The sequence below is a fragment of the Pseudomonas sp. GW456-E7 genome (genome assembly GCF_059424105.1).
On the sequence record NZ_JBWKZB010000014.1, the window covers coordinates 76,572 to 87,593 of the forward strand.

Annotated in this window: 8 protein-coding genes; 4 read left to right on the forward strand and 4 right to left on the reverse strand. The window is 59.5% G+C overall.

The genetic code is table 11. The features are described 5' to 3' along the window. Positions 1 to 27: 27 nt before the first annotated feature. Entirely contained in the window at positions 28 to 1,374 is a 1,347-nt protein-coding gene (gene potE / locus AC07YV_RS11810) for a putrescine-ornithine antiporter (RefSeq protein ID WP_102699544.1), read from the reverse strand. Between the two features lie 663 nt (positions 1,375 to 2,037). Here potE and pdxR point away from each other — a divergent pair. From pdxR to AC07YV_RS11830, 4 genes are all read left to right on the forward strand, one after another. Next, positions 2,038 to 3,546: a MocR-like pyridoxine biosynthesis transcription factor PdxR gene (gene pdxR, locus AC07YV_RS11815; protein WP_102699543.1), complete on the forward strand. Its 1,509-nt coding sequence runs from the start codon at positions 2,038 to 2,040 to the stop codon at positions 3,544 to 3,546. A 112-nt stretch (positions 3,547 to 3,658) separates the two neighbouring features. Next, the gene (locus tag AC07YV_RS11820; RefSeq protein ID WP_102699542.1) at positions 3,659 to 4,729 is read left to right on the forward strand and encodes a sugar phosphate isomerase/epimerase family protein; all 1,071 of its coding nucleotides are present in this window, start codon (positions 3,659 to 3,661) and stop codon (positions 4,727 to 4,729) included. Between the two features lie 51 nt (positions 4,730 to 4,780). Next, complete coding sequence (locus tag AC07YV_RS11825; RefSeq protein ID WP_102699541.1) at positions 4,781 to 6,046, forward strand: MFS transporter; 1,266 nt, start codon at positions 4,781 to 4,783, stop codon at positions 6,044 to 6,046. A 474-nt stretch (positions 6,047 to 6,520) separates the two neighbouring features. Then, the gene (locus AC07YV_RS11830) at positions 6,521 to 8,008 is read left to right on the forward strand and encodes a sensor histidine kinase (RefSeq protein ID WP_102699540.1); all 1,488 of its coding nucleotides are present in this window, start codon (positions 6,521 to 6,523) and stop codon (positions 8,006 to 8,008) included. Here the strand turns inward: AC07YV_RS11830 and AC07YV_RS11835 are convergent. From AC07YV_RS11835 to AC07YV_RS11845, 3 genes are all read right to left on the reverse strand, one after another. Then, the gene (locus tag AC07YV_RS11835) at positions 8,005 to 8,706 is read right to left on the reverse strand and encodes a response regulator (protein WP_102699539.1); all 702 of its coding nucleotides are present in this window, start codon (positions 8,704 to 8,706) and stop codon (positions 8,005 to 8,007) included. The genes AC07YV_RS11830 and AC07YV_RS11835 overlap by 4 nt on opposite strands. 284 nt (positions 8,707 to 8,990) lie before the next feature. Then, on the reverse strand, positions 8,991 to 10,358 hold the full coding sequence (locus AC07YV_RS11840) for a sensor histidine kinase (protein ID WP_102699538.1): 1,368 nt from the start codon (positions 10,356 to 10,358) through the stop codon (positions 8,991 to 8,993). Continuing rightward, entirely contained in the window at positions 10,355 to 11,017 is a 663-nt protein-coding gene (locus AC07YV_RS11845; RefSeq protein WP_102699537.1) for a response regulator, read from the reverse strand. The genes AC07YV_RS11840 and AC07YV_RS11845 overlap by 4 nt, the downstream gene beginning before the upstream one ends. Positions 11,018 to 11,022 lie beyond the last annotated feature (5 nt).

An 11,022-nucleotide genomic window follows, 5' to 3' on the forward strand; every position in this document is an offset into this window, starting at 1 on the left:
ATGCAGATGTCTGTGCAGTCCTGATGGCTACGCCTGAGGGTTTGCAGGCCTGGCCTGGCTGGCCGCTGGCACTTCGGTGAAGCGCTTGGCGAGGAATCCGTAGAGCAGGTAGCCGACAGCGAGCACCAGGGTGCCGCCCATCACCGCGTCCTTGCCGCAGGCATACAGGGCGTACAGGGAGTACGTGACGGCAATCAGCAAGACCACCACGTTACGCGTGCGAATCGCTGATGAGACCCCGGCCTTGTGCATGATCACCAGCAGGCCGGTCAGCGCAGTGATATAGGGAATCAGATTGGTGACCGCCGCCAGGCTGACCAGCTTGCTGAACTGCGCGGCGGCGTCGGGGGAGATGGTCGACAGGGCCATCAGGGTTTGCAGTACACCGCAGACGATCATGCCGACGACGGGCGCATTCATCGAGTTGACCTTGCTGAACAGCTTGAGGAACAGGTTCTGGTCAGCCGTCATCTTCGCCGTTTGCGCCAGGGTGAATTGCCAGCCCAACAGCGAGCCGACGCAGGCCATGACCGCCAGGGCCATGACGACATTGCCCACCATCGGACTGAATATCGTGGCGTAGACCAGCGCGAAAGGCGCCGAGGACTTGGCCAGTTCGGCATTGGGAATGATGCCCTGGATGACAGTGGTCGACAGCACATAGACCACGGCGGCACCGAGGGTGCCGAACAGGCAGGCCAGCGGCACATTGCGCTTGGGGTTTTCCACGGCATCGGTGGCCTGGGCCGCCGACTCCATGCCCAGGAAGGCCCACAGGGTCAGGGGGATGGCTTTGCTGATGGCTTCGGAAATCGGCAGGCTGTTGGGGTTCCAGGCGGCGGCCAGCACATCGGGCTTGAACCAGAACCAGCCGATGATGCTAAGGCCGGCTACCGGAATGATCACGCCCCACACCGTGAACGCGCCGATCTTGCCGGTGATGCCAGGACCACCGAAGTTGGCGAAAGTGGTCAGCCAGATCAGCGAGATCGTGCCGATGCACAGCGGAATGGCACCCGTGCCCAGCCAGGGCACGAAGGCCGTCATGTAGCCCACTGCCGAAATGGCCACGGCCACGTTGGCGATGGCCAGGGACAGGAAGTACAGGTACGAGCAGAGGAAAAACCCCGACTTCGCATGGGCCTCTTCGGTGTAGGCGGACAAGCCGCCGGAACGCGAACAGAAGACTCCGCATTGGGCAAAGCAGTAAGCGATGGCCATCGAGCCGATCGCGGTGAAGATCCATGACAGCAGCGAGACGGCACCCAGTTGAGCCATGTTGGTGGGTAACATGATGATGCCTGAGCCCATCATGTTGACCGTTACCAGCGTCGTGAGCCCCATCAGGCCCATTTTCTTGCTTGAATCAGCCATCGCAAACTCCTTGCCTTGTTCAGTGTTTTGAACTTGGGCCTGGCGACGTGCAACACGCGGCCGGACTGGGGCTAATGCTTGATCAGGCCTTGAGCCTGTAAACGCAGCGCATTGCTGGCAGCGATCTTCAAAGCGTTCATAACCGGAATTTCTCGGTCTGTCCGACGTTGAAGTTCCTGGGACGAGTCTCTGGGAAGGCATCATGTCCCGGGGCCACGAGCGATTGCCCTATTGGGTATAGTTCAAATTTACAATCTGTTACTTCCTGCTGATTTTTTCCTGGGCCTTTTGGGCATGGCGCATGGCGGTCAGACGCCCTTCTTTATCCAACCTATGGGGGGGCACCCAACCTGGCTCACGGTGAGAAGGCTCCGGCGGAAGAGTTGGCGAGACCTTTTTATTTGAGCCTATCGACCTGTAGGAGCTGCCGAAGGCTGCGATCTTTTGATGTTGATTTTTGAATTGTGAAGATCAAAAGATCGCAGCCTTCGGCAGCTCCTACAGTGGGCCGGCAAGGTTTGAACGCTTGCCTGCGAAAACCCGTCCATGATTCTCAAGTGACGCCGGGGTGGATGACTTATCCAGCGCCCCTCGCTACCCTTTCGCACCCGGGTGCCTGACAGCGATTCAGGCCAGACCACATTCCATCCAGACGAACGAATAATGAAATCCTCCGCAGGTTTGCTGTTGTCGGGTATCGAACTGGACCGTGCCAGTTCCATCCCCTTGTACCGCCAACTCTACTTGCAGATTCGCAAACAGATTCTCAGTGGCAGGCTTCAGGGCGGCGTGCGCCTGCCGTCCACCCGGACCCTGAGCAAGGAACTGCAGCTGTCGCGAATCAGCATTCTCAATGCGTTCGATCAGCTGATTGCCGAAGGTTTCCTGACGTCGCGGACCGGGGCCGGGACTTACGTCGGCCATGAATGGGAAGGCCGCGGCATTGAAGACGATGAGCACAAGCGCCAGCCGCCTCGCCTGTCCGACCTGAGCCAGTCGATGCTGTCGTTGCGCAGCGATCATTTTCGCGGTGTTTCCTATGCTGACTGGGCGACCGGCAGCCCGACCTCGTTCCTGCCCAGTCACAGCGCCTACGATGCGTTCCCGCAATCGGTCTGGAAGCGCCTGTTGAACCGCCACCTGCACAAGCCGACCAAGGCCATGCTCGGCTATGGCGAACTGCAGGGGTTGCTGGCCCTGCGCGAGGCGATTGCCGAGTACGTCTTCGATGCCCGCGGCATTGATTGCAGTGCCGATCAAGTGGTCATCGTGTCCGGCGCCCAGCAAGCCTTCAACCTGCTGGGCATGCTGTTGCTCAATCCGCAGGACAGTTTCTGGATGGAAGACCCGGGGCATATCGCGGCGCGCATTGCGCTCCAGGCCCAGGGTGGCCAGGTCGTGCCTTTGCGTATCGACGAACAGGGGATCGATGTCCGGCAAGGCCTGGCGTTGTGTCCTGACGCCCGCCTGGTGTTTACCACCCCTTCTCGCCAGCATCCCCTGGGCGTCACCATGAGTTATGCGCGACGCCAGGAACTCATCGACTGGGCCGCCCGGAATCAAAGCTGGATCATCGAGGACGATTGCGACAGTGAGTTTCGCTACAACGGCCGCCCGCTGCCAGCACTCTATGCCATGGACCAGTGGGCCCGGGTCATCTACGCCGGGACCTTCAGCAAGGTGCTCTTCCCCTCGCTGCGACTGGGGTACGTGATACTGCCGAACGCCCTGGTCGAACCCTTCTGCACCTTGCGGGCGGTCATGGATCGCAGCCCGCCCACCCTGCTTCAGGCCGCCACGGCGGACTTCATGCGCGAAGGCCACTTCCTCGGCCATATTCGCCGGATGCGCGCCCTGTACCAGGCTCGCCAGCAGGCACTGGTCGAACAGCTGCAGAAACAGCTGGGGACTTTCTTCAGGATCACCCCGGTGGAAGCCGGCATGCACCTGATCGCCTGGTTACCCGCGCATCTCGACGGCGACGCCCTGGCCAGGGAACTCGGCCAGCATGGCATTCATACTTATCCCCTGAGTGACTATTGCCTGGAGCACGTCTTGCCGCCGGCGCTGCTGATCGGCTTTGCCAGCACTCCCGAAGACCAGGCCCAGGCGCGGGTCGAAGCACTGGCCCAGGCCCTGGACACAATGGGCTACCTGCAATCGGCCACCTGACACCGGGCAAGTGGTCTTATGATTTAACTGATAATGGATCTATCGAGAGTTCCTGACTGGCGCGATAAAGGCTGCGCCGGTAGACCCGGTGTCTGAACCAGGAACGACTCGAATGAACAATAAGATCCAGGAACGATTCAACGCCTTGCTCAGCCATAAGGCTGTCGAGGCCGAGGCTCCCCCGCTACTGACCGAGGCACTGGCCCGCCAGTTGCTCGACCGACTTGGGCAACTGCGCCTGTTTGCCCATGCCTACCCCTTGCTGACCAACCTGACCCACGGCCGTGTCACCCCGGGCGACCTGCTGGACTTCGCCTATCGCCACGAACTGCAGGGCCTGAGCCTGCACCTGCTCGACGGTGAGGAAAACAGCCTGAGTCAAATGACGCCTACGCAGCTTCAGGCGTTCGCGGCCAAGGCCAATGCCCTCGGGCTGGACGTGCACCTGGAAATCAGCAGCACCCTGAAAAAAGATGTCGATCAAGTGATCGCCATTGCCAAGGCGCTGGGCACCCGCAACATCCGTGTCTACTCACGCTACGAAGGGGCACTGTCCCGGGTCATGGACGTGATCGAGTCGGACCTGCACTACCTCGCGCAACAGGCAGACGAGCACGACCTGTTCTTCGACTTCGAGCAGCACGAGGAACTCAAGAGCGGCGAGATCGCGCAACTGCTGAGCCGGCTGAACCACCCGCGCCTGCACGCCCTGTTCGACTTCGGCAACATGATCAATGCCTGCGAGCAACCCCTTGCGGCACTACGCGCCCTGGCCCCGCACATACGCCAGACCCACCTCAAGGGTGTGCGCATCGTGCCTGAGCAGAACGGCTTCGGGCATTACGGCGTGCTGCAAGGCAGTGACGAAGACGACCTGCCCAGCGCTCGCATGCTGTTCGAACTGTTGATGCTCGGCGAATCAACCCCGCAAGTGATCGCCTTCATTCTCGAGCAGGAAAACCACTACGTGGCACCGGCGTTCCGCCAGCTCGACGAAGCCGCCGACCCGTTCATTGCGTACCGGGAAATGAGTGAGACAGCCCTGCCACAAGGCTACTCGCTGGAGCGAATGCTGGCCGATGAACACCGTTGGGCAAACAACCAGGTCGCCTATGTACGAGGCCTGCTGGCCGAGTTCCGAACCCTGGCCGAGTTGACCCTGGCCCATTGCGCTGACGCCTGAACCTGACGTGCCGAGCGGCACTGCCTACCCCAATACGCCTGGAGAACAATAATGACATCCCATGACAAGGCCAAATGGCTCAGATTCCTGATTCTCATCCTCGGTGGCGGCACCATCTACAAGCTAGCGAATCTCAAAGACGCCTTCTACATCCCCATGCAGGAATTCATGGGTCTGTCCCACACTGAAATCGGCGTGCTGCTGAGCGCCAACGCCATCATCGCCACCGCGCTGTTCGTAGTGGGCGGCATGCTCGCCGACCGGTACGACACGCGCAAGCTGATCCCCCTCGGCCTGATCGGTACCGGCGCTCTCGGGCTTTACCTGGCGACCTTTCCGCCCTTCAGCAACCTGCTGGTGGTGTTCTGCCTGCTGGCCGTGTGTGCCGACTGCCTCTTCTGGCCTTCGCTGCTCAAAGCCATCCGCAACCTGGGTGACGATAAGGAACAGGGGCGCCTGTTCGGCCTGCTCGAAGGCGGTCGTGGCGTCATTGATACCCTGGTCGCGTTCTCTGCGCTGGGCGTCTTCGTCGCCATGGGCTCCGGTGAAAACGGTCTGAAGTCGGCGATCCTGTTCTATTCGGTCATCGACATTCTTGCCGGTACCCTGACCTGGCTGTTGCTCAAGAGCGGCAAAACCCAGTCGACCGTCAAGCCGAAGAACGGATTGTCGAACCTGCTCGAGGCCATCAAGGTGCCGGGCATCTGGCTGGTCAGCCTCAACGTGTTCATGGTCTACATCGTGTACTGCGGCCTGACCTATTTCATTCCCTACCTCAAGGAAATGTACGAACTGCCCGTGGCCCTGGTGGGCGCCTACGGCATCATCAACCAGTACTTCCTCAAGATCCTCGGCGGCCCCGCTGGCGGCTTCATTGCCGACAAGCAGTTCAAGAGTTCCAGCCGTTATCTGAAGTGGGCATTCCTGGCGTTGTTGCCGCTGATGGGCGTCATCATGCTCATCCCGAAAAACCCGGGTTTCATCTACGCAGGCATGGCGGCCACCCTCTCCTTCGCGCTGATTGTGTTTTCCATGCGCGGTGTGTTCTGGGCACCGATGGGTGAAGTCGGCATTCCCCAGCACATCACGGGCTCGGCCTTTGGCATTGGGTGCCTGATCGGCTATGCGCCGGGGATGTTTGCCTACGTCATCTATGGCGCGATACTCGACCACTTCCCAGGTCAACAAGGCTACAACTACGTCTTCTCGTTGATGAGCCTGCTGGCCATTGTCGGGTTCATGGTATCGAGCCTGCTGTATCAAGCGGTCCGCAAGAACGCCACGATCACTGGCGAGGTCAGCGCCGCGCAAGCCTGAACATAGGCCGGGTTTATCCAGTTCATACGCGTAATCGTTAACGACCATCGCAGGCAAGCCAGCTCCCACAGGGGACCGTGCCCACGCTGAAACTGTAGGAGCCAGACTGCTGGCGATGGACTCCAGTGCGCCGCGTTCATCCAGTTCACACGCGTAATCGTTAACGACCATCGCTGGCAAGCCAGCTCCCACAAGGGTACGTGCCCACGCTGAAACTACTGTAGGAGCCAGCCTGCTGGCGATGGACTCCAGTGCGCCGCGTTCATCCAGTTCGCCCGCGTTATCGTTAACGACCATCGCTGCGATGCGGCGACCCGACAAGCCAGCTCCCACAGGGGACCCTGCCCACGCTGAAACTGTCGCCTCGACATGCAGTGAACTACTGTCAGTCATGGGCCTGGCGTCAATCTCGGGATTTACGTTGAACTGCCGGGTTTCCAGCCGACCTGTCTCGATGATCAGGGAGCCGGACCTATGGCAAAAGATGCAAAAGTCGAATCGGAAAACCAGACGTTTCCCGCGCAGGAGGCCGGGGCGATGGACGAACCAGCCCCTGTTAGCGATGCAAGTCGCAATGGCCTCTGGCGTACATGGATGAGGGTCCGGGCACACAGGCTGAGTCACTCGACCCAGTTTGTCATTGCCGCTGCGGTGATCCTGGGGCTGACCATGTTTTTCGTCGGCAATCTGGTGAGCGTACGCATAGAAAGTGCCGCGGTACACAGCGCAGCGGAAGCAGGCGCTCAGTACATGGATACGTTCCTGGAGCCCTTTGTGCAGGAGTTGAGCCAGGACAACACCCTCTCGGCAGCAAGTGTCCAGTCCCTGGACCGCCTCACGGAAAGTCGTTCGCTGAAACAGCACATTGTCTCGATCAAGATCTGGCGAGCAGATGGCACGGTGGTCTACAGCACGAACAAAGACATCACCAACGTTCAATTCCCGCTGGATGAAATCACCGAGGCACTCAAGGGCAAAGTGGTCACCGATCTTCAAGAATTGACCCAGGATGAGAACGCGTTCGAGCGCACGCTCAATGTGCCGCTCTATGAAATCTACGCGCCCCTGCGGGATTCACGCTCCGGAAAAATCATCGCGGTCGGCGAATTTTATGAAAAGGCCGATAGCCTCAGGCGCGAGATCAATCGGGTCCGGGAGGAGGTATGGGGGGTTGTCGGCGCCGCGACACTGGCCATGCTGACCCTGCTTTTCTTCATCGTGCGACGCGGTGACAGGATTATCCAGCAACAACAGGTGGCACTGCACTTGCGGCTGATAGAGCAAACCCGTTTGCACATCAGCAATGCTGAACTGCAGCACAAGATGGCAACGGCTACCCAGGAGTTTTCCCGAGTCAACGAACTCACCTTGAGGCGCATTGGCGCAGACCTGCACGATGGGCCGGCGCAGCTATTGACCTTGATTCTGATCCGGCTCGATGACCTGGCCGAAAACTGCACGGCGGTCGATCAGGAATCGCTGGAAACCATCCGTGGCGCCGCTACCGACGCATTGCGTGAGGTCCGGGATTTATCACGAGGCCTGGCACTTCCGGAAATCAACGACGTGAGCCTGGTGGAAGAGTTGCAACTGGTGGCGCAACGGCACGAGCAACGCACGGGCACCAAGGTCACATTGACCCTGGGGCAGCTACCGAAGGCCGCGCCATTGCCGCTCAAACTCTGTCTGTACCGGTTTGTGCAAGAAACCCTCAACAACGCATACCGGCATGCCAACGGCGAGGGTCAGGTCATCCAGGCGAAGTACATTGATGGCGTATTGAACATCAGCGTCAGAGACAGTGGTCCAGGCATGGCGGCGGACGCAATGCAGCTCGAGAAATCCGGTAGAACCCGATTGGGCCTCGCCGGTTTGCGCTATCGCGTCGAATCCCTGGGCGGGTTGTTCAGCATCGACTCCTGCGACACGGGTACGTCGGTCAATGCACAGTTCAAACTCTAGTCAGGCGCCGTTTCGGCATCCATTGACGCTTTCGCCGCGCCGATGTGGAGGTGCCCGATCGCTTCGCGCTCCCGGTAGTGGCGCAGAGCCGTGACCGCTTCGACTCGATTTCTCGCGTTGAGCTTCTGCATCACGCAGCCCATGTGATGCTTGACGGTTTTTTCGCTGATCAACAGCTTTTGCGCCACTTCCCTGTTGGTCAGCCCCTTGGACACTTCGCGAATGACCTCTTCCTCGCGATGGGTCAGGTCGAACTTGCGGGTTTCCGCTTCGTGCTTCTTGATGTTGCTCAGCAGTTTGTTGGCAAACTCGGGAGTGATGTACGACTCCCCCTTGGCAACCGTCCTGATTGCCAGGACCAGTTCCGGCCCGCTGACACCTTTCAACACATACCCGCGTGCGCCGGCCTCCAGTGCCAGGAAGGCGTCATCCTCGGATTCCGAAACCGTCAGCATCAGCACCTTCACATCCGACAGCTGCGTGGAAATGAACCGCACCGCGGCGAAAACATCACCCGGCATATTGACGTCCATCAACATCACGTCCGGACGCTCCCTCTGCGCGATATCCATGGCATCCTGCGCGTTGGCGCCCTGCTCCACGACCTGAAGATCCGGCCGTTTTCTCAGCGTATTGGCAACGCCCTCACGCAACATCGGATGGTCGTCGGCAATACCGATGCGAATGAATGGACTCATGAGACGCTCCCGCAAGGATAAGCATTCGGATACACATTGATTAATAGCAGGGAACCCGGGAAGGCGCCGGTCATCAGTCGCATGTCCCGGGCTCCAGGCGTACGGATATCAGACTCAGGTCGGATGCAATCAGAATTCTAACCAAGGATAAATCTTACAAAACACACTACCTTTACCTCCCAACTATCTGTTTTTTTTAATTAAGTGCATAAAAAACAGAAACCCTCATAAAACCGGATCCGTCTTTCATCCGACCACAGCACCAGGCATAACCAGGCACAACGTCAAACGCGACAGATTTCCAACGTGGCGCGTAAACCGCCAGCGATGCGGTTCTCCAGTCTGATCTGTCCACCCAGGCGATCGGCAATGGCCTTGACGATGGTCAGCCCCAACCCTGCCCCCTGATCGTTTGCGCGACTGTAGAACCGCTCGAAGAGCCGATCACGATCCTGCTCATCGATACCCGGCCCCTCATCTTCGACAGACAGTTCGTAGCCGTTTCTCTTTTCGACCAGCTTTACCGTGATCACGCCGTGCCGGGGGGAGAAATTCACCGCGTTGGTGACCAGGTTGTTCAAGGCAATGTCGATAGCCGCAGGGTCGACCCTCACAAGGCCGATGTCGTCGCTGACATCGAAAACCAATTCAAGATCCTTGCTCAACAACCAGGGCGTCAACTGAACCAGGCTGTCGCGAACCGTGGCTGCCAGGTCAATCGGTGCAGGCGGTCGCGCGCCTGCTTGAGGCTCGATACGTGCCATCGTGAGCAATTGATTGACCAGCCGACTGGTACGGTCCACTCCGGCAATCAAGTGTTCAAGCGACGCACGACGCTCCCCTTCGCTCCCCGCTTCCATCAGGTTCTGCGCATGCACCCTGAGCACGGCCAGGGGGGTGCGCATTTCGTGGGCGGCATCCGCGATAAAACGGCGCTCACGTCCCATGACTTCCTGAATCTGCGCAAGCATACGGTTAAGGGCTGCCTGCATCGGCTCAAGCTCGGTAGGCAGCGGCGTCAATTGCAGGGGTTCGAGTGAACCGGGATGCCTCGCCCGCAGTGTTGCAGCCATGTTGACCAGAGGTTTCAATCCCCAGCCGATGGCCAGCCAGAGCATGGCGGCCAGTATCAAACTCCCCAGAATGTTAGGCCACAAGGTGTGGCGTACGATGCGGTCCACCAGGTCCGTGCGCACGTCGTCCCGTTCCCCCACCCAGATACGCAGGTTGTTCTGCTTGTCTTCAAGCAGGAAGGCGCGCCAGTGCCGGTTGTTCAGGTCGACTACATCGCTGAAGCCTGGTGTGACCGGGGGTTGGCTGAAAGACGGAGAACTGGCGGTATGCACCAGCACTTCATTCCTGGCATTCCAGAGCTGAAACGCAATCTTCGTCTCATACGGATGCCCGTCGGCCCTGGGCGTCGCCTCGTTCAGGGCCTGGTTGAAAGCCCTGTACAGATCTGCGTGATCCTCGCTCACCATGGGCATACGCATGACGCCTTGCAGCAGGCGAGCATTCTGGGCCAGTTGGGCATCATAGACTTCGGCAATTTCATGGTTGCTGTCGTGCAGGTTCAGCACGCTGATCACCGCCAGACCTGCGAGCATCAGGCCAATGATCAGGGTCAGGGTGCGCCGGCGGATCGAGGTCATCGACGCTCCTCCACCAGATAACCGATACCACGGACGGTGCGAATCAGATCGGTGGAGAGCTTCTTGCGCAGGTGATGGATGTGCACTTCCAGCGTGTTGCTTTCAGCCTCCTCGCTCCAGCCGTACAGCAACTGCATCAGATGATCGCGAGTCATTACCCGGCCCGGTGGCGAGAGCAGTTCGTGGAGCAACTGGTATTCCTTGGGTGTCAGGGCCACCGGTTCGCCTTTGTAGCTGACTTGCTGGGTGCCGGGGTTCAGGCTGATGCCCGCGTGCTCGATCAGCGATTGCCCACGCCCGGCGCTGCGCCGAAGCAACGCACGTATGCGCGCCTTCAATTCTGCCAGGTCGAAGGGCTTGATCAGGTAGTCATCGGCGCCGGCATCCAGGCCGGCGATGCGGTCTTCAGTGGCATCGCGCGCCGTCAGGATCAGCACCGGCAGGTTGGAGCCGCTGTCTCGCAAGCGCCTGAGCACTTCGAGACCGTCCATGCGTGGCAGGCCAAGGTCGAGCACCGCCAGATCGAAGATTTCACTGAGCAGCGAGTGCAAGGCATTATTGCCGTCCTGCAGCCAGTCGACGGTATAACCTTCACGGCGCAGGGCCTGATGAATGCCCTCGCCGAGCGCCACGTCATCCTCTACGAGTAATAAACGCACAGGGT